The sequence below is a fragment of the Pseudotamlana agarivorans genome, assembly GCF_001642835.1.
Lineage (GTDB): Bacteria > Bacteroidota > Bacteroidia > Flavobacteriales > Flavobacteriaceae > Pseudotamlana > Pseudotamlana agarivorans.
The window spans coordinates 1-23,622 of the sequence record NZ_LXEI01000002.1 but is presented as its reverse complement, the minus strand read 5'-3'; the positions used below and the strand labels follow the sequence as shown (position 1 = coordinate 23,622).

The following is a 23,622-nucleotide window of genomic DNA, read 5'->3' as shown; positions in this document are numbered from 1 at the left end:
TCTCACAAAATTTGCATACTACTAGCACGAGTATGCACGTACCACTAAAAATGAATACCCCAAAAAACACCAATCATAACCTACACTTATGAATAAAAATTACATAGTCATCATTTTACTCGTTTTGGGTTTTGTGTTTAGTATACCACTAAATGCAAAAACAGAACTACCAAATGGTGACACTTTTTTAAATACGCATAGCACACCTGTTAAAGACTCCCTCGTTAATAATACCCTAGGCGATTCTTTAAAAACAAAAAATGCTACAGCTAGCCCCATAGTGTATGCAGCAGAACCCATTACCACTCTAGCTGGTAACAATTCTCAACCTTCAGGGCAGTTCGAAGGAGCTAGTGGAAGAACTTTCCCCACACTAGACCAGAAATTATCAAATAACAAGGCGTTTAACATCCCATTAGCTCATAACAAACCCGAGTTTACCAGTGAATTTATAGCTGCACATTTTTCTAAAAACCCAAAAGTAGACCAGCTAATCGAACAAGCTAAAAAAGCATTTAACGAACTAAAAAAACTTCAAAATTTTGCCGAAATAATTACAGGCAAAGAGCTATTAGAATTGCCTGTAGGCCTGCGTAAAAAAGATTCCACCTCACAAAACACCGTAGAATTAGCCATAGTAGAAGTAAAATTCACCCCAAAGTATGCCGAATTTAAAGCCTGGGCAAAATTAACCATCCCACAAAAAGGACCAAATGGCGAACCAGAACGCGAGCTTTATTTTGGTGCCGAAGGTATAAAACTATCCCACGATGGTGCGTTAATTAATGGTATGAAGTTGGTGTTACTAGGCGATGCCGCAATTCCTCTTAATGGAGACCAATGGTTGCTAACCTTAAAAGGAGGTATCGATTTAAATACAGGAACATTTAGCGAACAAACTTTTGTGGAATTTGATTGCTCAGGTTTAAAACAAATTGGATTGGAAGCCGATTTACGTATTTCCAGAGAGGTCCTGTTACCAATAGATGACAACGGAGACTACGTATGTCCGATAACCAAAGAAACAAAAGCTTTAAAGGACCAAGATAAAGACCAAGTCGTCGGCAATAAATGTTATGTAGGCGCATCGTTTAGCATCAATGCAAATGGCTGGAATGATATATTATACGAATTAACTTTACCCAAATTTGAGGTTGTAGGACTTAAAGGTTGGGGCTTTAATATAGATCGTGCGGTTTTAGATTTAAGCGATTCCCGTTCTTCAGATAGTTTTGAGCTACCTCAAAGTTATGAAAACTTGTATACGGCGAGTAATAAAAAGTTATGGCGTGGTTTTTATGCTAAAGAAATTAGCGTCATGCTTCCTAAGGGTATAGAAAAAACGAACCAACCTGAGAAAAGAGTCAGTTTTAAAGCTGAAAATTTAATTATTGATAGTCAAGGTGTTTCAGGAAAATTTTCAGGCGAAAATATATTAAACTTAGGCGAAGGTTCCGTAGGAAAATGGGCCTTTACTGTTGAAGATGTTAGTTTAACCCTAGATATGAATACCGTTACCGACGGATCGATAGGTGGCGATATTACAGTCCCTATAATAGAAGGACCTATGGAGTATGATGGTTATGTATCCGCTGCGGGTTGGGGTCTGGAAGTGGGACTAACAAGCGAAAACGATGTTCCGCTATTTTTGGCCGAAATGACATTAGCACCAAACTCAAGCGTAGGCATTAATGTGCTTGAAGATAAGGTTTACCCCTATGCTAATTTAACTGGGCAACTTTCTATACTTGGAAAAATTAATCAAAAAGAAAATGAAGCACCACCTTCAAAAGAGGCTGTAGCATCAGATAGTAAAGGCTTTTCGTTTCCAAATATTACATTTCAAGAATTAAAATTAGAAACCAAACCGGGTGAAAAACCAATTAGTTCGCGTGCTTTTGGTTTTGACGGAGACATCAATTTAATGGGCTTTCCGGCTACAATTAGTAATTTAAAATTAGTAACTCCAGAAAAGCTGGTAGGTCTTGCTTTTGATTTAAAAATAAATCTAGACAAAGAAGGCTCTCATGCTACTTCTAAAATGAACATCTTAGGTAAATTAGAAGCGGATACTAGCATTGAAAAATGGAAATTTAGCAAAGTAAAAATCGATGGTGTTCAAATTGACTACTCTAAAAGTGGATTCGCCATTGCAGGCGAACTAAACGTTATGGAGGATGACCCCATCTATGGTGATGGTTTTTCAGGAAGCTTAAAAGCAACTTTTGAAAAACTGAATTTTAGTGCTGAAGGCAAAGCCATGTTTGGAAAAAAAGATTTCAGGTACTGGTTTGTAGATATTTGGACCGATAAAACAACCAATACAGGAACTTCAAAACTACCAATAAAAGCATTTGTTGGTGGCGTATCAAACAGAATGCGAAAAGTAAGCGGCAATACCGATGGTTTTAGTCCTGGATCTGCAAAGTATGAACCCGATGAAAAGTTAGGGCTTGGCGTTCGTGCCGGGGTAAAAATAGAAACGGCAAACTCGGGCACTTTTTCTGGAAAAGCATATCTAGAAATGGACTTTAACACCTCTGGAGGTATTAACAGAATTGGTTTTATGGGTGAAGGCGCGTTTATGGGAGACGATAAAGGCTTTCAAGCAGAATCTCAAAATGAAGCAATAGGAAAAGTATTTGGAAAGGTTAATGACTTTATTGAAAAAAACAAAGAGAAAGCAGATCAACTTTCTGAGTACGGCAACTTTTTAGGCTTGTCTCAAGAAGCCATTCCCGTTCGCGATGTCGCTTCTACAGGTGCCATTGGCGTATATGTTGGCATTGAAAAAGATTTTGAGAATGGCACTTTCGATGGGGAGTTTGAATTGTATATGGATTTATCGGGTATTAAAGGTGGCGGAGCAGACAATCTAGCAGGCTATGCTAAAATACACACAGGCCCAAAAGACTGGTACTTATATCTAGGGACACCGCAAAAAAGAATAGAACTCATTTTTAATGCTGGTACTCAAATACGTGTAGGTGGTTATTTTATGACCGGAACCGTACTGCCATCCCAATTAGACCCACACCCTACTGTAGTAAAAATTCTAGGGGATGACATGCTAAATGGGAATCGAAAAGAAAATCAACTCAACTCTGGAAAAGGTTTTGCCTTTGGTTTAAATTTTGGCTACGGCTATGGTTTTGATTGGAAACTGTTTTATGCCTTTGTTGAAGTTGGTGCTGGATTTGACGTTATGCATGCCTATTACCCTAATGCTAAGTGTGTAGGCAGACCTGGCCCTATAGGCAATAACGGCTGGTATTCAATGGGTCAGGTATACGCTTATATTTATGGAGAGTTTGGTGTTAAAGTAGATTTAGCATTTATAAAAGGAAATTTTGTTATCGCAGAAGCAGGAATCGCAGCCATGTTAAGAGGGCAATTCCCTAACCCCGTATATATTCAAGGCTATGCCGGCATGTATTACAGTATTTTAGGCGGTCTGGTTGAAGGGCGCATGCGGTTAAAAATGGAAATTGGTGAAAAATGTGAATTAGAAAACATAAGTAATGCTGTTGGAGTTCCTATAATTTCAGACCTAAGTCCTAATGATAAAAGTGACGACGTTTCTGTTTTCGCAGCACCTCAAGCTGTATTAAATTATGCTGCTAATAAAGATTTTACAGTAGATGTAGAAGGTGTTGAAAAAACATTCAAACTCCGTTTAAAAAGTTTCAACGTAACTTCTGAAGGTAAAACACTAAAAGGCGAGCTGGAATGGAATGATACGAATGATGCCGTAACCTTTAAGCCTGCTGAAACACTTCCGTCAGAAAAAAAGGTAAAAGTAGTTGTTGAGATTAGTTTTGATGAAAAAGTAGGAGGTTCGTATACAACCCTTATCCAAAACGGAAAACCTGCTGTAGAAAAAGCAGAGTCGGAATTTATGACGGATAAAGCACCTGATTATATTCCTATTGAAAACATTGCCTATATGTACCCCGTATTAGATCAACAGAGTTTTTATCCTGAAGAATATAATAAGGGCTATATAAAAATGAAAACACCTCAACATTATCTTTTTGAAAATGAGTATGAAATGCGAGCAGAATTTGTGTCTACCAATACAGCTAGAGCACTTCGAACGAACTTATCCTATGATCGTGAAAAAGCTATAATTTTCTATGATATTCCTAAAATGGAATTAAATAACAAATACGAGATAAATTTATTAGCATTTCCTCCAGGTGCCGACATACAATCGGAAATTACTATTGAAAAAACCAATGTACTCTCAGAAGAAGATGAAGCCGTAGACACGAATTGGTACAATGTAGATAGTGATAGTCAAGCTAAAAATACAGTGAGTACCACAGGAAGCGCGGTTGTTTCAAATAAAAAAGCAGCGAACATTTCCATATCTCAAGGGGCTCCAAAACCTATTTTAAACTATAATTTTAAAACCAGCAAACATGCGAGTTTTAAAGATAAAGTACGTGATTTAAATGTTACAAACAATCTAACCAATTTTATAGCTGCCAATGTTCATTCCCTTTCTATTAAAGTTTCGGAATACGAATATTTAAGTAAACTAGAAATTTTAGGAAACAAATACACAGCTCAAGAACCATTAGTTTATGCCCAGGCTATTTTAGATGATGCCTATTACAAACAGCAAATTTATGGGCTGCTTTATGAAAATTACCCACTAGATGGAGACATTCGTGTAAACCGTGATGAAAATGTGCTCGGGCTCCCCCCGATTCGTTCCTTTTATATTGGTTATGAATATTTGGCCAATATTGACGATAATCCAAATTCCTCATGGGTTAAAAACAGAATCCCTTTTGTATATAATTTACCATATCAATACAAATCGGATATGAGTTACTTAAGAAATAAAATAGCCAATCGATATTCCTTTTCAGGAGGAGATAAAATCAAGTACGAGCAATATAAATATTTAATTCATAGAGCCTTTCCTGCCTTACCATTAGGCAAATTTAAAGCGCAATTAATTTATACAACCCCTGGAAAAATATACCAAAAGGGTTACGAAATAAAATATCGAAATGACTAGCTGGTTGATGATTGATGGCAAAACAAATTAGTTTCAGGAATAAACAAACCTGAAATCTTTAAAATGAAAATAAAATTGATGAAAAAAATCGCTTTAGTACTTTTTTTTATATCCCAATGGATCCTAGCGCAGGAAGCCACAAAATTACCTGCTGTAAAAGTGATTGCACGCCCGCTTGAAAACAAAATTATGTTGCGCTGGGCTGTTGATCCGCCCTTGGCATGGAAAAAAGCCAATAATTATGGATTTTTAATTGAACGAAGTACCATATCTAGAAATGATGAACCTGTTATTCCTATTGAAAAAATAGAATTACTCTCTGCTCCATTAAAGCCAAAACCTTTGGCTGCATGGGAAACCTTAGCCACCACCAATCAAAATGCTGCCGTACTTGCCCAAGCTTTATATGGTGAACAGTTTGAAACTACGGTTCCTGGAAATAACGGAAATAGCTTAGCTGCCATTTATGCGGTAAATGATGAGTTAGAACAACGCTTTACCATTGGACTACTAGCCGCCGAACAAAGTTATGAAGCAGCAAAACTTGCTGGCTGGGGGTTTGAGGATACCACCGTAAAAAAAGGTGAAAAGTATATTTATACTATTCGTGTAAACATGCCACAAGAGGATACTATAACTATAGAAAACGGTACCGTTTTTACTAGCATTGAGTTGTTTGAAGCCCTTCCAAAACCTATTGGTTTGGTCGCATCTTTCAAAGATAGTCAAGCCACATTACGTTGGAATTTTAATTTATTACAACACCTATATACCAGCTATAGTATAGAACGTTCAGAAAATAATAAGGATTTTAAAAAACTAAACGGTGTTCCTATTTTCAATGCTCAGGATTCAAAAAATAACAACAGTAGTTCTTTAACTTATATAGACTCCATTCCCAATAATAAAGTTTTTTATTATCGCATTAAAGGAAAAACTGCTTTTGATGAAACAGGTCCAGATTCAGATGTTGCTTCGGGAAAAGCTTTAGAAAGCCTAGGTTTTACACCACGTATATATAAAAAAGAAATTCCAACCGATAATACCGCAGTATTATATTGGAATTTTGATAAAAAAGGAAATGATTTAATCACAGGCTTTGAAGTCCGCAGATCAAATAAAGATAGTGGCCCCTTCGAGACCGTAAAGAAAAACATCGCTCCTACCGAACGTAAAACAACAGTAAACGGCTTAAAAAGATCTAACTATTTTACCATTGTGGCTCTAGGCAAAAATGGTATTGAAAGCGAATCTTACACCACATTAGTACAACCGGCAGACTCCATCCCTCCTGCTCCACCAAAAGGACTTATGGCAACACTAGACACCTTAGGAGTTTTACGATTAAAGTGGGATAAAAATTTAGAAGATGACTTAAAAGGTTATCGCATTTTTACAGCTAATAATCCTAATGTTGAATTTAGCGAGATTACCAAAAACACCTTTGTTGGTGAAACATTTATAGATACCATTCCTATTAATAACCTGAATAAAAAGCTATATTTTAAATTAAAAGCAGAAGACAAACGTTATAACCGCTCCCAATTTTCTGAAGTTTTAGCATTAGATAAACCTGATGTTACGCCACCATCTCCTCCAGTAATAAAAAATTATAAAATTACTAATGATGGTGTAGCCATAACCTGGATACCAAGCAGTAGTGACGATGTGGTGTCTCATCAATTATATAGAAAAATGAACAGCCAAACCAATGCGCTTTGGCAGCTCATAAAGCAAACCGAAGTGGCGAGCGATACGATGTATCTTGATAACGCTTTGCCTGAACCTGGATTATACACCTACACATTAATTGCAAAAGATGCTACAGGCTATGAAAGCAGTCCTACCGATGGCTTATCCATTTCCTGGAAAGGTAAAGCCCTAACGGCTACTGACATTAAATTTACAGGCACCGTAAACCGCGAATTGCGCTTTATTGCACTAGCCTGGAAAGTAAAAGCAACACCCGTTTCAGAATACCGTCTCTATCGTGGGAATACTGAAAATAATATGAAATTATATAAAACACTAAATGGTGAAACCAATAACTATAATGACACCAATTTAGAAGTTAACAGTAATTATTGGTATGGTTTGCAGCTGGTTCTGCCTGGTGGACGGATATCTACAATTAAAGAAATTAAGGTAATATATTAGAGTATGAAGAAGTTAAAATATATACTATTTAGTCTTGCAGTTTTTCTAACATTTACTAATCTTTTAGTTGCACAGGAAACAAAATATAAATTAGAGTATAAAATAAATAATGAATCCTCCTCAGGACACTTTAAAATCTATTTTGATTCAAAAGAGGTTTATTCTTCTAACAAGCAGGAAACTACGACTTTTGAAGGTGTTATAACTATGCCTGATCCTATTTCGGAGGTTAGATTCACTGAATCCTGTACTAATGGCACCGACGAATATATCCTTCCCCTTCGTCAATCGTATAATTTAGCTGATATATTTTCTTCTCCCAATAATTGCTTCGGGTATATAAACGAGGAATATTTTAGGATAGCAGAGCTAGTAAAAGTTACACCCAACTCTCAACCATTAAAAACTATATATACTTGTGAGCCATTTACCATTGAACCTTACATCTGCGACTATAGTCAGACATCTGCTTTTTGTAGCACCTTTAAATCAGCCATAGAGTACGAATTTCAAGATAGTCAAACTAATAATATTACGAAATCAGGAGATATACCATACAGTCCTGGAAGCACTTATAATTTAAGTGACATTCCTGATTTAGATGCTTCTGACAACACTGTTACTTTAAGAATAAGATATACTGAAGACAAAATAATTAATGCTGTTCGTTCAGGTGAATTTATAGTGGATGTAATTGGTTGCTCGCCAAAACTAGTAGACCATAAAAAAACAGATGAAACCTGTTTTAATGCGAATGATGGTACTATAACCTTAACATTTGAGCATGATGTCGATAAAGCTAATGGTTGGGAAATGCGTTATTTTATATATGAAGGAGACCCTGATATATTTCCTCAAGGCAAATTAAAAGACATCGAACAACCTGATATTGAAGACATTCAAACTTTAGATGATCCTTTTATAGTACTTAACTCAAATTTTGAAGGGACTTATTCGGGACTTGGACCTGGCACATACTTTATTGTTTATCAAGAAGTTAAATATGACCGAGACCCCTCAAATGGAACCGATCCTACCGTTGTTAAAAGTGGTGCAATAACAGATCCGTTTGAAATTAACCCAGTCTCAGAAGTAATACTCGATATTAACAAAATAAATTTTACAGATGCTAAGTGCGGTAATTCAGCAGTTTTCAATGTAAACAACTCTGCTTCAGGAGGAAATGATTTTATTACTGATGGCACGTATTCCTACGAATATAGTGAGGATAATGGTTCGAATTGGACCACTGTAAATGGTGGAACTAATACTTTTGAAATAGCGCCCCAAAGCACCACACAAATGATCCAAGTACGAGGTGTTTATAACTATAATACATACTCAACTTGTGCAGGTAAGATAGAAACGTTCACCATCTCGGCAGCTGTAGATCCTATATTAATTACAAACTCATCAACAGGGACTTCTTCAACTGAAAATACAGAGAATGGTAACGCGCGAGTAGAATTTACAGGAGGAAGTACAATCTATACTTACGAACTTGTCAAATTAAATATCAATACGAACAATTTTGAAGTTATTACAAAGAACTACACCGAAACCATTGATATTCGTTCTGTAACATATAATTCTTTATCTCCTGGTACTTATAGAATTATTATAACCGATGAAAACGACTGTAAACAAGAATCGACTGATTTAGTTGTAGGCATAGATCCCAAACCAAATATTGGAACACCCGTAGTTTCTGAAATTAAATGTATTGGAGCGAAAGGAAGTATTTCTTTTCCTATTACCGACTTTGCTGGCAATTACAATTACCAATGGATTTTTAAAGACTCAGAGAATGAAATGATAATTGACAGAGGGGTGTCAGACTTTAACGAACTAGTTTTATCCGATTTAGACAAAAGTGGTACTTATATTTTACGTGTAGGTTCCGAGAGACTTTCTGTTGATGATTTTAAAGACCCCAAAAATTATAATCAAGCAAGCTTTACACTCACACCTCCTGTCGAGGTAAAAATTGTAAATGTTACTCCTATCAACACTAGTTGTAATGGAAGTAACGATGGAAAAATTTCTTTAGAGCTCTCAGGTGGCAATAATTATGAGTATGCGATAGCTAACTCTCCTGTAGATGAAACTGTTTGGCAAACATTAACCGACAATACCATTGATAACTTACAACCTGGATATCATTATTTAACGATTAGAAATGAAAATGGCTGCGAATCCGAAATTTGGAGTAATCCTATTTTTATTAAAGATTCCGAAACCATTTCAATTTCAGAAGTTATAAATTCTCATAAAGATGTTAGTCAAAATGGTGGTTCTGACGGTGCTATAGAGTTGAATGTTTCTAATGGAACAGGTCCCTATAACTTTGAATGGACAGGACCTAACCTATATACCTCTGATAAACAAAACCCCGAAGGGCTTAAAGCTGGTGATTATTCAGTTACTGTAACAGATAGTAACGGTTGTACAAAAACTTTTGGCCCTATTACGATAAAAGAACCTGGCCCTTTAAATATCGATAAATTAAATGTTACCCACGTTTCTTGTAAAGGTTCCAGTACAGGAGAAATTATTGCAGAAATAACTGGTTCTGCCCCCTACACCTATGTTTGGTCTAAAACAAACGCGCCTGATTTCTCGGCACCAAACCAAGCACAAATAACAAACCTTTCTCCAGGAACATACACTCTAACTTTAACAGATAATTCTGGAGCAACCGTAACAAGTAGCGTTGTTATTAGCGAACCAGATGAAGCCTTAAGTGCAACCGCAATTGGTTTAGCTCCCTCATGTATAAATAATAAAGATGGAGAAATTACTATCACAGCAACAGGTGGTACACCTCCATATTTATATAGCGTAAATGCAGGTTTGGAAAAATTAACGACAAATACTTTTACTTCTCTAGAGGCAAAGAGCTACACGGTTACTGTATATGACGCTAATAATTGTGAAGTTACTTTAAATAATATACGAGTTCCTGAAGCAACAAAAATGACTATCGACGCAACAAAGCTTAACGTGTCTGAAGCTGGCGAAACAGATGGGGCTATTTTTACAACGGTAAGTGGCGGTGTTGCTCCATACACCTATAGTTGGAAGGGACCTAACCTAAATAATGTCTCAACTAATGATATCACTAACCTTACTCAGGGCCTCTACACCTTAACCGTTAAAGATGCTAACGGTTGTGAAGTCTCGCAAACCTTCAATATTACCGAGCCTGAAAAACTAAATGTTACTGCAACACAGTCCTTATCGATAATTTGTAATGGCGATTTAGCTGAAATAACAGCCAAAGTAACAGGAGGTGTTCCTAATTATACTTATAACTGGTATCAAGTTGGAGTAACAGTCCCCCTTACCGATGATGACGGAAAACAGGAAATATTGAGTAACATTAAACCTGGCTCCTATTACGTTACTATTACTGATGCCAATCTTATTTCGATAAATTCAGAAATTATTGAAATTACAGAACCAGAAGTATTAAAAGCAGAATTAACAAGTAAAACAGACATCATTTGTGAAGGCGTGACATCCGGAAGTATTAATATTGCAGTTACAGGAGGTACCCCCCCTTATACCTTTTATTGGAATGATGAAATATCAACTCAAAATATCTCCAACTTACCTTCTGGAGCATATACCTTTTATGTTATAGACAAAAACGGATGCTACAGCTCAGATATAGATGTTACCATTGAAAACCCAATAAACCCGCTTCACATTCAAGATGTTGAAATAACAAATATTTCCGAATATTCGGCTAATGACGGAAGTATCAACCTAACAGTTTCTGGAGGTAAACCAAAATATGAATATGAATGGACAAGACTCTCCGACGGTAATATTTTTAGTAATCAGCCAACAGTTATAAATCTTTCACCAGGTATATATCAAGTTAATATAACTGATGCTAATGCATGTACAATCACACAGGAATATAATATTACACAACCTGATATTATAGAAGAAAACATTACAAATCCTACTTGCAACGGATCGGCAGATGGAAGTATCAGTCTTTTAGTAAATAAAGGGGATGGAACTTTTTCCTACTTATGGAATACTGGAGCAACTACTAGCCGTATTGATAATCTAGAAGCTGGAGAGTATGTTGTTGAAGTTACAGGCTTTGATGAACCTTTAACTAGAACTTACGTTATTGAAAACCCACTGCCACTAAAACTTGATTTGGGAGCAAACAGAGTGCTTTGTAAAGATCAAAGTATAGAAATTGATGCAGAATTAGACTCCATTGAAGCTACTTACCTTTGGACTTCAGATAATGGATTTTCAAGTACAAACCCTAATGTTAATCTATCTGAAAAAGGAAATTACACCCTCACTATAAATACATCTACAGGCTGCTCGGTAAGCGACACGGTGTTTGTTGATGTTAGTGATGATGAAATCAATGCAGAACTCGCGGTATCATCGCAAGTGTATGTTGATGAAATCCTAATCGTTGTTGATATTAGTTTTCCTTTTCCAGAAAACATCGAATGGATACTTCCTAATGAGGCTAAAATACTAAAACAAAATAATGACGAAGTCGAAATGGTTTTTAATACCCCTGGAGAATACGAAGTGGGAATTATTACAACAAAAGGAAACTGTACAGAAATCCAAACCAAAAAAATCCTAGTGCTTTCAAAAGATCCAACAGTTGAAGGAAAGGACACCAATGGTGGTCGAAAATTAATAGAAGATTTTATTGTTTACCCTAACCCTAGTGATGGTAAATTTACCGCGAAGGTAAGTCTTTCAGAAAAGGGAAATATTAGTATTAAAATATTTAATTTTATAAACAACATGCTAGTTGCCAACGAAAAATCTAGAGGAGAAATAGAGTATAAGATTCCTTTTGATATTTCCCATATGCCTACAGGCGTTTATGCCGTATTACTGGAAACACCCTATGGATCTACTTTAAGAAAAATTATTATTAAATAATTTATCGAAAATTACGCAGTAGACTGGAATCTTAAAGGGCACCGCGTTCGCAGGATCTTTAGAAGGATATTAGTCAATACAAGAGTATAACCTTAAGGCACCGTTTGGTAGTTCTAAAATACTGGAGGCAAAAGGACTGTATTACATCCGTTTTTTGCAATTACAAACGTTATGTTTGATAACCGAAAACCCCGTGAAAACAATTATTCACAGGGTTTTTCTATATATAATGATTTACTTGGGTCACTTTAATTTTTTCATCGTTTATATCTAAATAAAGATTAACTGCTGCAGGTAACCACACCTACAGCAGCTCCATTAATCTTTAAAAACCAAACTAAACTAACTTATGAAAAAAATGTAATTACTTCTAATTACACTGCAAATTTACAGCCGTTTGGGATGATTAATGGCGACATGTGGTGTCGTATTTATAAAACAGCCCGGATAGCGCGGACTTGTAGTCCGTACCTAAATCCACTCCTATATTACACTCATTTAACCCCAAATACCCTTCAAAACTTAAAAGTAAATAGAGCTAATAAATTCAACTAAAAAACACCTTATTTTCTTTAAACTTTCTTATAACTATCGTAGTTAAAGAAAAAAAATACTTCTTTATTATAACTTCCTTAGTTATTACTTATTATTACAGGCACGGACTACAAGTCCGCGCTAGCGGGCAGGACGACCCAAGAGTCTGTGCCATGATCATCTATAAAATTTCTAATGCTTTCAAAGTCATTAACAAAGTCAGCTGAAGTACATTGTGAAAACCCGTTTAAAACACTTAACATTAAGCTTAGTGCGAATATAATTTTTTGCATTTTACTCCCTATTTTTTACTTGTAAATTTGCCGAAAGGATCATTTTCACCTGCCTTTACCTCCTTTATTGCTTCATTCCAATAATCTAAAAAAGCGGAATCCAAAGGTTTTCCGTCTTTCCAATACTGGGCACCACTCAAAATATCTGTTATATCTTTATTTTTGGTAAGTTTATACCAATTCTTTAAAAACTGAAGCATAACTTCGTAGCTTTCTTTTTTGTTTAAGTCCATAATATATTTATTTACAAGAGAATTGAAATCTTGGCTTTATATTTATACCAGCGCCTTTTATATTCCCTTTATATGTGTACACGTATATTTCCTTCTCTCCATCCATGAATGCAAATTTTTTTTTACCCGATAGCTCGGACTTGTACCTTAAATCCGTAGGTACAAGTCCGAGCTATCGGGTTTAACTTTGATGATTATAAAAATATTCATCGAACTTAATGAACTCATCATACATTTCAATATAGGGACTTTCTTTTTGACTGCTTTTCTGCTCCAAGAAGCTTCTATATCTATCGTATAGACTCTGATAATCACTTGAGTTTCCTTCTTTCATGACAACCAATTTCCTTAACATCATTGAGTTATTGCTAACAACTAAAAGTTTTGAGTGCTCTTGAACATCATTTTCATTTAACCAATCTAAGACATTTTTAACTGACTTGAAATTGGTAAAGAAAAGTTGTATCTCTCGAGTGTAAAACTCCTTCATAATTTCTGAAAATAGTCTTACTTGACTTTCATTAGATAAATAAAAAGCATCTGTCAGAGTTACTCCATTAGCTTCCAAAGCAAATTCTTTTGGTATACTTCCTTCCCATTTTTTATGTATTGTATAATCGAGATTACCCGTTTTTTGTTCAATAATTTTCTCAATATCATCGAACCTTATTAAGGCAAACACCCCTTGTATTTTTATCACGTCAAATTCTGACCAAAAAAAATTAACTGAATGTACTTCATCATTAGAATGTTTCTCAAAATAAACACTTGTTTCAACTTGCCTCAAGTCATAACCCAAATCACAGAGCCAATTAAAATTTTCTTTCAAAGACTTAATAAAACTATTTCTATCCATTGTAAAACTATTTTAGTGAAACCACATCACTTATTACACTACCACTCCCATCACTATATACCTTAATAAAATCGTTGATTATTAAATTGTCAGAATTCGTGATAGTATAACCATTCGCATTTTGTTTTGATACACTTCTAACATCAAAAGTATTCGAGTTAGATTGTACTTTTGATAGTGCATTTCCTTGAGGTGTAGTTAGATTAGTTCCTGAACTCAATTTAGCCTTTAAGACAACCACATTATTTTTATCAAGAACTATTTGACCAAAGTCATCGGTTTTCTTTTTCACCAAGACCATATCAGTCACAAAATGTTCTGAACCTACCCGATAGCGCGGACTTGTAGTCCGTGCCTAAATCCACTCCTTTATTACACTCATTTAACCCCAAATACCAATAAAGCTTAAAAGTAAATAGAGCTATTAAATTCAACTAAAAAACCCTTTACTTTCTTTAAACTTTCTTATGATTACCCTCAGTTAATAAAAAAAAGACAGTACATCTTTGTTAAAGCTTTCTTGTTTATCACTTATTAGAACGGGCACGGACTACAAGTCCGCGCTAGCGGGTTAAATTAATTGATTTTTTTAGAATCAACCCCAATCGTACTATATGAATTAATTAAGATTCGCTTTTCTCAAAAAATCAAACAAAAAAAGCTCCCAATTTCTTGGAAGCTTTTTTAACTCTAGTGACCGCGCCAGGATTCAAACCTAACGTAATTTTCTTAGTATCTATAAGGTTTTACAAGTGCTTGCAAATTAAACTAACCGAATCACGAACTACTTAAATATTTAGTCCTCAAATCTTTAACCAAAATAGTAAAAATATTTTATTTGAACCTTTTGAATTTAAACCCTGAAATTTCGTACAATTTTTTTTAATAACACTTATATTTTAATTAGGTTAACATACTCCAATTATATTGGCCATACTTATACAAACTGAAATAGTGCTTTACATAGGATAAAATTATTAACTCCAAACTTATATGTCTTTTTATGTAATTACTGTATTGAATTGAGCTTATATTTCCTTTTGCAAAATCATAAATAGATTGTTTCTTATAATCTTTATTTTCTAAAAAAGTCACTTCTCCATAATTTAATGTCATCACTTAAATAATTGAAATTAGCTTTAAAAAAAAATCCAAATTGGCTCTTTTTATGGTCGAAAAATAAACCTTTTTTCCTCAATATCATTTTTCGCTGGTATTCTGATAGTTATAATTTCCAAATCAGTGAAATCTATAAATAACCGAGCACTTTCCTTTATTATTTTAACATAAGCGAAGTATTCTGTATTTGCAAAACCCTCTTTAAATGTAATAACTCTCTTGTTGTAACTTGTTTTTTAAAATCAAAAAATCATGAATTTTCCTTAGCTCGTTTAAAGTATTCATATTTTGATAGTTCAAGGTTTTTAATATTCTGATTTACCAAATAATCATAAGTCAGTTGTATTTTTTCAAGTCCGTCAAACTCAATAATATCAAGTCTTAAATTCCGTAAATTTGCACGGTTTTTAGCGACTAAATTATATCCTTTGTTATTAATTATTAATCCAAAGTTAGCTTTTGTATCTTCTATCATTACAAGAAAGCTTTCTATGATTTTCACATCAATATTGGTTGAAAAATGTTTACAGTCAATTATTCCTAGTATTTTATTTCCACCTATATTGCCTCGTACTGAAATATCAATTTGCCTACCCGTTTTACTATGTTTTCCGAAAATACTATCGTTAAATTCGAATTCGCAATCAGTAAAAACAGTAATTAATTCTTGGTGAATTTGTCTTTCATATTTCCTCCAAGTTTTATGATCTATCGACATTTTATTCTGGTTTTGTCAAACGGTTTGGCGCGTATTATCCTAAATGACAATGGGTATATGCGGTGTTTTATGCATTTTTTATGCGTCTTCAACATCAAATAAATAAATTAAAAACAACTTGCTTCTCAAGGTTTTATGTCGGTACAGATATAAAAAAGCGATTTTTCACCCTAATAACAGCAACACAATTAATTCTTTGTTATTGATCATTTTCTAAATTTGAATCACTAAAAATTAAGATTACAAATTAGAATTTTAAAAAAGTAGTCGGATTAAGTGATGTTAAAATAAATATATAAAACAAATATTACATATCCGTATATTTGCACATATATAGAACATAATGTTCGATATACTATTGTTGGCGCTCATGATTGCGCAGCGTAATAAAAATAGCGGTTTAACATTCCTAAAACCAATATTACGGCAAATCTAATCGTGTAAATCTGACTTTCTTACTCAGCCGATTTCGGACCAAAGCAATACGCAAATATTACGGCGGACTGAAAAACATTGCGTATATCAAAACCTAATAATTCGGACTTCACTCACTCATGCGACTTCGGATTCCAAGCAATACGCAAGCATTACGGCGGACAGACAAACTTTGCGGCTTAACAAAGCACAATAATCGGATTTAATTACTCTTGCGATTTCGGATCCATAACAATGCGCAATCTGGACGGCGGACTTATAAACTTCACGGCAAAGTAAAACGCACTAAATCGTGTTTTAAGATTGGATAATCAGATTCTTATAAATTTCACGTGCGCCAACAATATGTATAAAAAATTGCTATTTTAGGCAAAACTTAATGGCAAGTGCATTTTAGGACGGCTGATTTTCCTGCGGAAAATCATTCTCCTTTTGTCCGCAACTTCCCATACATGAGACCGTTGCCATTAATACCGAAAAAACTTTGCGGACTGAATAGTTTGTACTAACTTTGTAATTACAAATAAAATATTATGGAAACAGCAATTATAAAAATCGGAAATTCTAAAGGTCTACGTTTAAGTAAGACTATTTTAGAAAAGTATAACATAAAAGACAAAGTTGAGATGATTTTGGAAAAAGGACAAATAATCCTAAAGCCAATTAGTAGTCCAAGAAAAAACTGGGAAAAAGCTTTTCAAGAAATGCATGAGAATAATGACGATCGATTATTATTCAATGATGTTTTTGAGGACGAAAATTTTGAGGAATGGAATTAGAACAGTATTCAATCGTACTCGTAAATCTTGACCCAACAATTGGTAGTGAAATTAAAAAAACAAGACCTTGTGTAATTATTTCGCCAAATGAAATTAATAAGTTTTTAAGAACAATCGTTGTTGCACCAATGACAACGAACTTGAAAAATTATCCGACCAGAATAAAAGTAAAACACAGCGGAAAAAAAGGAATGATTGCAATAGACCAAATTAGGACAATTGACAAATCCCGTATATTAAAAACCTTTGACCAATTATCGAAATCTGAAATACAGAATTGTAAAGATATTATTAGAGAAACTTTTGTAGATTAAAACTAAATTTTGAACAATAAAAAGTACTAATGGCAACAAGGTGTATAATTAATGGCTAGGTCGAGCTTATTTACGAATATTCCTGCGGAATATTCTATTCGGTTTTTATTTGTTAAATTCCGTCCTAAATCACGCCACTAATTATACACGAAACCGTTGTTTACAATGCTGCGCGACGTTTCCAAAACACAACTCCAACTAAATTTTGCGCTAAAAATATTGTGGTTTAAAACATAAAAATCAAAATATTTCGGATAACTCACTCAGCCGATTTCGGACACATAACTTTACGCAATCTGGACTTCGGACTGATAAACTGTGTGGCAAATCAGAACGCAAAAATTCAGAACGTAAATAATCGGATTTTTTCTCACTCATACGGTTTCGGACACATAACAATTCGCAAGCAGGACGGCGGACTGACAAGCCTTACGGTAAAACAGTTCGTGAAAAATATTGTTCTAAAATTATGTAAATCACTGTTGCCCTAATAATTGCACTGTAAACAACAAGGGCTATAATTCATTGCGGTTGATTTCCTAAGCGGAAATCAACGCATTTTTGCTATCTTCGAGCTACGGCGGAAAGAATCCTGCGGATTTTTCCGCAACGAAATTATAGCCGAGACCGTTGGCAACAATGTAGGAAAAATTACAACCAAAAAAATGATTGAAATCCTTAAACCAAATGAATTCGGAAAAATTAGTTCTAAAGAAATTTTAGAATTTGAAAGACAAATAGGTTTTCCTTTACCTAACAATTATTCTGACTTTTTAAAAATCAATAATGGTGGACAACCAGAATTTGACAGCATAAAAGTAAAAATCGGAAAAGAAATTCAATTATGGTCGATTAAATATTTCTTCGGTTTGCATAATAAGGAATATTGGGCAAGTATGTATTCGACTTTAAAATCGTTAAAAAATAGAATTCCGACTGAATTTCTACCTATTGCCAATGATGGTGGAGGAAACTATTATTTGGTAAATTTATCCAAAGATAGTTTTGGAAAAATATACTTTTGGAACCACAATACTGAATCGAAAAATAATGGAAATAAATATTATGGAAATATAATTTATCTTTTTGATTCATTTTTGGAATTGACTACAAATCTAATAAATGACGAAAGTAATATCGAAATCAAAACCATCGAAACTGATGATGAATTTATAATAGAATAAAAACACAGTTGCCAACAATGTATAACCGCAATTACGGCGGATTTTCCTCGCGGAAAATCACGCAGAATTGCTAAGGTTAGTTCTAAAACGAAAATTATCGCTAATTTAGCCCGTAACTGACGCTTATACGAGACCGTTGCCTGCAATTAAAACCAACCAGAAACTAATATGAAATTTTTTGCAATAAGATACTTCTCAGTTAAAGCATCCATCACACTGTTCCCATTAGATGACGGACTTCAACCGAGAGATTTGTTTACTGTTCCTATTCTTGGCAAACAAGAAACAATATATTATGGCAGAAAATATACAGCTCGAATTTTAAATTCTGACTTAAACGACAATATAATACTTGGTTATTTGCTTAAAAGTACGGACACTCATCTAATCGAACTTGACCAAGAACTTTTCAACGAAGAAGATATTCAAAATTGGGAAAAACTTTTTTTTGTTATTGACCGAACAAAACAAATAATTGTTTTCGAACACAATTCAACTGTTGCAACACCTGACAATGTTAAAAACGTATTACAAAGACTTACAGAAAACTATGCTAATTCTTTTGGATACGACATAAAACTTGACTTTTTGGTAGATAAGTTTGCTTTTTGGGAAATAATCAAGAAATCAAATGGATTGTATCAAATTGGTTTTGACCTGAATGCACCGAATTTATTCGGTGGTAGTAAAAAAGCTAATGAATGGTTGGCTACCTTAAAGGAGAAACACAATATGACCGAGGTCAGTGTTGATTTTAGAAATGAAAGTGCTGACTTAACTTATAATGAAGAGGAATTAGAATCTTATAGAGATTATGCAGACTCAGGTGGAGGAAAATGGACACTTGGAGTTATCGAAGAAGGTAGAAAGAAAAAATATCAGAGTGCAAATCATCTAAGAAGAAAAGAAATGGATTTTAATGCCGATAATCCAAGAACAGTTAGAGATAACCTATTACTTTTAATTGATAGATTTAGAAGTTTAATTGTAAACATAGACGACAACAATGAGGAATAAGATTTTAATATTTATTTTGATTTTAGTCCTTTCTATTGGGCTAAATGCACTCATTGAACCAAGTGTAATGAAACCTTTACTTGAAAAATTAATCTTTAATTCTGTTTCAATTTTAGTTGGACTTTCAATTGCTATTGTAGGAATTTTTTTAAGCTCAATAAATACGGTTTATCTATCAATATATCGACTTACGAAATCAAAAAAGAAAAAGGAATCTTTTACAGACGAAGAGATAGGGATAATAAAATCAAAACTAACTGACTTAGTCGATGAATTAAAAGAGAACTCACTTTTTTCATTATATACTTTTTTAACCGTAATAATTCTCTTTTTTGTTAAAGAAGTTGATTTTCCATATTTAAAATGGTTCATAGAAAGCAAAATAATTACAAAAGTATTTGTGTTTGATTCAATAATTTTAATTGGGAACTTTTTGATTTTTTGGACAATTATAGACTCAATGAAAGTTGTTTTTAAAATAAGTAAGGCATTTGAATTAATAAAAGAAAAATAACTGCAGGCAACAATGGCTATAAGTAATTGCTTGTTCTTGCCTACTTTGGAAATTCCTACGGAATTTCCAACTTGGTGTGTACTTGCAAAGTTGAGTGCTAACCCACGCAACTACTCATAGCCGAGACCGTTGTGTGTCATACGAAAAACAAGACTACGACATTAATGACGTAGGAATGACATAAAAAGGACGCTATCAATATGACGGAACCAAATTACTTTTACTTAAAAATAAAAACATATTGAAATGAACAATTTGAATTTAGCACAAAGAGTAAAAGAGCTAAGGAATAGAAAAGGTATATCGCAAGAAATTTTGGCAGAAGAATCTGGTTTAAGCTTAAGAACTATTCAGAGAATAGAAAACAACGAAACAGTTCCTAGAGGAGATACCTTAAAAAGATTATCCATTGCTTTAGATACATCACCAGACGAAATAATAGATTGGAAAATACAGGAAGACCAAAATTATTTGATATTACTGAGCATTTCTGCTCTTGGATTTTTATTTTTTCCTTTACTTGGTATTATAATCCCACTAGCAATGTGGATGTCTAAAAAGGATAAACTTAAAAATGTAAATGAGTTGGGAAAATCAATACTGAATTTTCAAATATCTTGGACACTTTTTTTGTTCTTAACTTATATTTTATTGGCTATAGAATTTATTATAAGTATTTCAATGGATTTAAGTATATCTTGGAAAATAACAATGTGGCAAAGTTGGTTTCCAGTGACTATAATTTTTTACATTTTTAATTTAACAATTATTTTAATAAATACCGTAAGAGTATATCGAAACAAAACATTTAAATATAGACCAGCATTAAAAATTTTAAAATAAAGGTACGTCACACAACAAAGTGTATAATTAATGGCTAGTTCGGGCTTGCTTACGAATATTCCTGCGGAATATTCTATTCGGGTTTTATTTGTTAACTTCCATGCTAAATCACGCCACAAACCATACACGAGACCGTTGGCGCTCATGATTGAGCAACGTAATAAAAATGGCGGTTTAGTATTCCTAAAAACCAATATTACAGCAAATCTAATCGTGTAAATCGGACTTTCTTACTCAGCCGATTTCGGACCAAAGCAATACGCAAATATTACGGCGGACTGAAAAACAATGCGTATATCAAAGCCTAATAATTCGGACTTCACTCACTCATGCGACTTCGGATTCCAAGCAATACGCAAGCATTACGGCGGACAGACAAACTGTGCGGCTTAACAAAGCGCAATAATCGGATTTAATTACTCCTACGATTTCGGATCCATAACATTCCGCAATCTGGACTGCGGACTGATAAAACTATGCGGCAATCCAAAATGCAAAAATTAGTTGCTTAATAATGGATAAGCAGATTATTAAAAATGTCACGTGCGCCAACAATATGTATAAAAAATTGCTACTTTAGGCAAAATTTAATGGCAAGTGCATTTTAGGACGGCTGATTTTCCTGCGGAAAATCATTCTCCTTTTGTCCGCAACTTCCCATACATGAGACCGTTAGCGGTAATAATGACCACACTACTACATCATATACCAATTTGACTACTTTTCTTTATTCTACTTACAAGACTTTTGCAGAAAGATAATTTAAAAGAAATGCAAAATAAAATTAAAGATAAAGTAGTTGTTATCACTGGAGCTAGTAGTGGTATAGGGAGAGCAATTGCAAAAGAACTGGGAAAAAATGAAGTGAAAGTTGTTTTAGGTGCGCGTAGAAAAAATCAGCTAGAAAGCATTGTTAATGAAATTCGCAATAATAATGGAGAAGGTGTTTTTTTAGAAACTGATGTAACTAAAAAAACTGATATGGTAGATTTGGTGGCTTTAGCTGTAGATACTTATGGACGTTTAGATGCAATAGTAAACAATGCAGGAATAAGTGAACTCTGTCGCATAGATGAATTAGATGTAGAGGGTTGGGAAAAAATGATAGATGTCAATCTAAAAGGAGTTTTGTACGGAATGGCAGCTGCAATACCTGTTTTTAAGCAACAAAACTCAGGGCATATCATCAACATTATTTCTACATCAGGAATCAAAATTGTACCTATGCAGGGTGTCTATGCAGCGACAAAAAATGCAGTTCGGACTATCGCAGAAGCTTTTCGGCAAGAATCAGATGGAGCTATTCGAATTACCGGTATTTCACCAGGTTTTGTAAAAACTGGATTAGTAGATGAAATGGAAAATCAAGAAATGAAAAAAGTAATATTGAAAAACATGGAGCAGTTTGCCATCAATCCAGAAGCGATTGCCAATTCGGTTATATATGCTATTAGTCAACCCAAAGATGTGGAAGTTGGAGATATTATTATTCGTCCTTCAGCACAAAATTGATTATTATAAAACGTCAGATAGAAATCAATGAATCAGAAATCAAGCATAACAAATTTTAGCAGTATTTCACAGTTAATGCGTTATTTAGGTCAGTCCGCACCATTACATCCTTTGATAGCATTTGTGGATTATAACCAAACACCAATCAATTCATTTGAAGCAGGTGTAAAGATAAGTCTTGATTTTTACAAAATTTCTTTCAAAGATAAATTCAGCGGACAAGTAAAATACGGACAAGGTCATTACGATTTTGAAGAAGGCGGTTTGGCTTTTTTAAAACCCAAACAAGTAGTTACCATTTCTAATAATTTCGATACTTATGAAGGTTTTGCCTTATACTTTCATCCAGATTTTATTCGTAATTATTCATTAGGAAAAATAATGAATCGATATGGCTTTTTTTCATATGATGTTTCTGAAGCACTTTTTTTATCAGAAAAAGAAAAACACATTATCAGCGATTTGTTTAAGACAATGACTGTGGAATTGGATAATAATATTGACCCATTTAGTCAGGATGTTTTGGTCTCTCAAATAGAGTTGCTTCTTAATTATAGTAATCGTTTTTACAATCGGCAGTTCATTACCCGAAAAAATGTCAATCATAAAATTATGACCGCACTAGACAATTTATTAAACGAACACTTTAAAACGGACAACGGTTTAAAAAATGGTCTGCCGACAGTACAAATTGTAAGCGAAAAATTAAATGTATCGCCCCGTTATTTAAGTGATATGTTACGTTCCCTTACTGGACTTAATACTCAAAAATACATTCAGAATAAAGTAATCGAACAATCCAAAGATTTACTAAGTTCTACTACACTTTCTGTTGCAGAAATTGCTTATAAATTGGGGTTTGAGCACCCACAATCCTTTAATAAGTTATTTAAGACAAAAACGAACCATTCACCTTTAGTTTATAGACAATCGTTTAATTGAAAAATACTACCGCTAACAGGGTATAAAAAACATAGGGCGATTTAGGCTTTCTGAAAGGTCTGTGAATATTAACAAAGTCCGCTAAATATAAAATTTGGCGTTTAAAGCAAAAAAGATAAAAGCAAAATATTTATATTTAGCTAAGTAATAAACCGAAACGATAGTGCTTATCACCTGCCCTACGTTTCTTATACTGAAC

General features: G+C 34.0%; 16 protein-coding genes. 12 read left to right on the top strand and 4 right to left on the bottom strand.

What is annotated here, in order from left to right; all coding sequences use genetic code 11:
- Positions 1–88: 88 nt before the first annotated feature.
- The 3 genes from A6I66_RS03505 (at position 89) to A6I66_RS03495 (ending at position 12,130) form a co-directional block, all read left to right on the top strand.
- Entirely contained in the window at positions 89–5,032 is a 4,944-nt protein-coding gene (locus A6I66_RS03505) for a hypothetical protein (protein ID WP_157614068.1), read from the top strand.
- Between the two features lie 78 nt (positions 5,033–5,110).
- On the top strand, positions 5,111–7,189 hold the full coding sequence (locus A6I66_RS03500; RefSeq protein ID WP_067145666.1) for a fibronectin type III domain-containing protein: 2,079 nt from the start codon (positions 5,111–5,113) through the stop codon (positions 7,187–7,189).
- Between the two features lie 3 nt (positions 7,190–7,192).
- Positions 7,193–12,130, top strand: a complete 4,938-nt coding sequence (locus A6I66_RS03495) for a T9SS type A sorting domain-containing protein (protein WP_067145665.1) — start codon at positions 7,193–7,195, stop codon at positions 12,128–12,130.
- An 835-nt stretch (positions 12,131–12,965) separates the two neighbouring features.
- Here the strand turns inward: A6I66_RS03495 and A6I66_RS03490 are convergent.
- From A6I66_RS03490 to A6I66_RS03470, 4 genes are all read right to left on the bottom strand, one after another.
- Positions 12,966–13,190, bottom strand: coding sequence for a hypothetical protein (locus A6I66_RS03490; RefSeq protein ID WP_067145663.1), 225 nt, complete (start codon positions 13,188–13,190; stop codon positions 12,966–12,968).
- Positions 13,191–13,371: 181 nt separating this feature from the next.
- Entirely contained in the window at positions 13,372–14,046 is a 675-nt protein-coding gene (locus tag A6I66_RS03485; protein ID WP_067145661.1) for a hypothetical protein, read from the bottom strand.
- 7 nt (positions 14,047–14,053) lie between these two features.
- Positions 14,054–14,338, bottom strand: a complete 285-nt coding sequence (locus A6I66_RS03480; protein ID WP_157614066.1) for a hypothetical protein — start codon at positions 14,336–14,338, stop codon at positions 14,054–14,056.
- Between the two features lie 1,077 nt (positions 14,339–15,415).
- Positions 15,416–15,883 carry a restriction endonuclease gene (locus A6I66_RS03470; protein ID WP_067145655.1) on the bottom strand — a complete coding sequence of 156 codons (468 nt, stop codon included), beginning with the start codon at positions 15,881–15,883 and terminating at the stop codon, positions 15,416–15,418.
- 968 nt (positions 15,884–16,851) lie between these two features.
- Between A6I66_RS03470 and A6I66_RS03465 the strand changes: the two genes are divergently transcribed.
- The 9 genes from A6I66_RS03465 (at position 16,852) to A6I66_RS03430 (ending at position 23,423) form a co-directional block, all read left to right on the top strand.
- Positions 16,852–17,097, top strand: coding sequence for an AbrB/MazE/SpoVT family DNA-binding domain-containing protein (locus A6I66_RS03465; protein ID WP_067145653.1), 246 nt, complete (start codon positions 16,852–16,854; stop codon positions 17,095–17,097).
- On the top strand, positions 17,088–17,411 hold the full coding sequence (locus tag A6I66_RS03460; RefSeq protein WP_067145652.1) for a type II toxin-antitoxin system PemK/MazF family toxin: 324 nt from the start codon (positions 17,088–17,090) through the stop codon (positions 17,409–17,411). Before A6I66_RS03465 ends, A6I66_RS03460 begins: the two co-directional genes overlap by 10 nt.
- 665 nt (positions 17,412–18,076) lie before the next feature.
- Positions 18,077–18,595: an SMI1/KNR4 family protein gene (locus tag A6I66_RS03455; RefSeq protein ID WP_067145650.1), complete on the top strand. Its 519-nt coding sequence runs from the start codon at positions 18,077–18,079 to the stop codon at positions 18,593–18,595.
- 168 nt (positions 18,596–18,763) lie between these two features.
- On the top strand, positions 18,764–19,612 hold the full coding sequence (locus A6I66_RS03450; RefSeq protein ID WP_067145649.1) for a hypothetical protein: 849 nt from the start codon (positions 18,764–18,766) through the stop codon (positions 19,610–19,612).
- Positions 19,602–20,126: a hypothetical protein gene (locus A6I66_RS16600; RefSeq protein ID WP_067145647.1), complete on the top strand. Its 525-nt coding sequence runs from the start codon at positions 19,602–19,604 to the stop codon at positions 20,124–20,126. Before A6I66_RS03450 ends, A6I66_RS16600 begins: the two co-directional genes overlap by 11 nt.
- A 246-nt stretch (positions 20,127–20,372) precedes the next feature.
- Positions 20,373–20,969, top strand: a complete 597-nt coding sequence (locus tag A6I66_RS03440) for a helix-turn-helix domain-containing protein (protein ID WP_067145645.1) — start codon at positions 20,373–20,375, stop codon at positions 20,967–20,969.
- 30 nt (positions 20,970–20,999) lie between these two features.
- Positions 21,000–21,188 carry a hypothetical protein gene (locus tag A6I66_RS16595; protein WP_157614064.1) on the top strand — a complete coding sequence of 63 codons (189 nt, stop codon included), beginning with the start codon at positions 21,000–21,002 and terminating at the stop codon, positions 21,186–21,188.
- A gap of 528 nt (positions 21,189–21,716) precedes the next feature.
- Positions 21,717–22,481 (top strand): SDR family oxidoreductase, encoded by a 765-nt coding sequence (locus A6I66_RS03435; protein WP_211267533.1) that lies wholly within the window; start codon positions 21,717–21,719, stop codon positions 22,479–22,481.
- A gap of 27 nt (positions 22,482–22,508) precedes the next feature.
- On the top strand, positions 22,509–23,423 hold the full coding sequence (locus tag A6I66_RS03430) for a helix-turn-helix domain-containing protein (RefSeq protein ID WP_067145641.1): 915 nt from the start codon (positions 22,509–22,511) through the stop codon (positions 23,421–23,423).
- The last annotated feature ends 199 nt before the right edge of the window (positions 23,424–23,622 follow it).

Bases quoted from the DNA above. Each gene is read 5' to 3' on its own strand.
- A6I66_RS16600 (WP_067145647.1), top strand. From the start codon at position 19,602: ATGAGGAATAAGATTTTAATATTTATTTTGATTTTAGTCCTTTCTATT.
- A6I66_RS03465 (WP_067145653.1), top strand. From the start codon at position 16,852: ATGGAAACAGCAATTATAAAAATCGGAAATTCTAAAGGTCTACGTTTA.
- A6I66_RS03460 (WP_067145652.1), top strand. From the start codon at position 17,088: ATGGAATTAGAACAGTATTCAATCGTACTCGTAAATCTTGACCCAACA.
- A6I66_RS03490 (WP_067145663.1), bottom strand. From the start codon at position 13,190: ATGGACTTAAACAAAAAAGAAAGCTACGAAGTTATGCTTCAGTTTTTA.
- A6I66_RS03430 (WP_067145641.1), top strand. From the start codon at position 22,509: ATGAATCAGAAATCAAGCATAACAAATTTTAGCAGTATTTCACAGTTA.
- A6I66_RS03495 (WP_067145665.1), top strand. From the start codon at position 7,193: ATGAAGAAGTTAAAATATATACTATTTAGTCTTGCAGTTTTTCTAACA.
- A6I66_RS03440 (WP_067145645.1), top strand. From the start codon at position 20,373: ATGAACAATTTGAATTTAGCACAAAGAGTAAAAGAGCTAAGGAATAGA.
- A6I66_RS16595 (WP_157614064.1), top strand. From the start codon at position 21,000: ATGGCTAGTTCGGGCTTGCTTACGAATATTCCTGCGGAATATTCTATT.
- A6I66_RS03500 (WP_067145666.1), top strand. From the start codon at position 5,111: ATGAAAAAAATCGCTTTAGTACTTTTTTTTATATCCCAATGGATCCTA.
- A6I66_RS03450 (WP_067145649.1), top strand. From the start codon at position 18,764: ATGAAATTTTTTGCAATAAGATACTTCTCAGTTAAAGCATCCATCACA.
- A6I66_RS03470 (WP_067145655.1), bottom strand. From the start codon at position 15,883: ATGTCGATAGATCATAAAACTTGGAGGAAATATGAAAGACAAATTCAC.
- A6I66_RS03485 (WP_067145661.1), bottom strand. From the start codon at position 14,046: ATGGATAGAAATAGTTTTATTAAGTCTTTGAAAGAAAATTTTAATTGG.
- A6I66_RS03505 (WP_157614068.1), top strand. From the start codon at position 89: ATGAATAAAAATTACATAGTCATCATTTTACTCGTTTTGGGTTTTGTG.
- A6I66_RS03455 (WP_067145650.1), top strand. From the start codon at position 18,077: ATGATTGAAATCCTTAAACCAAATGAATTCGGAAAAATTAGTTCTAAA.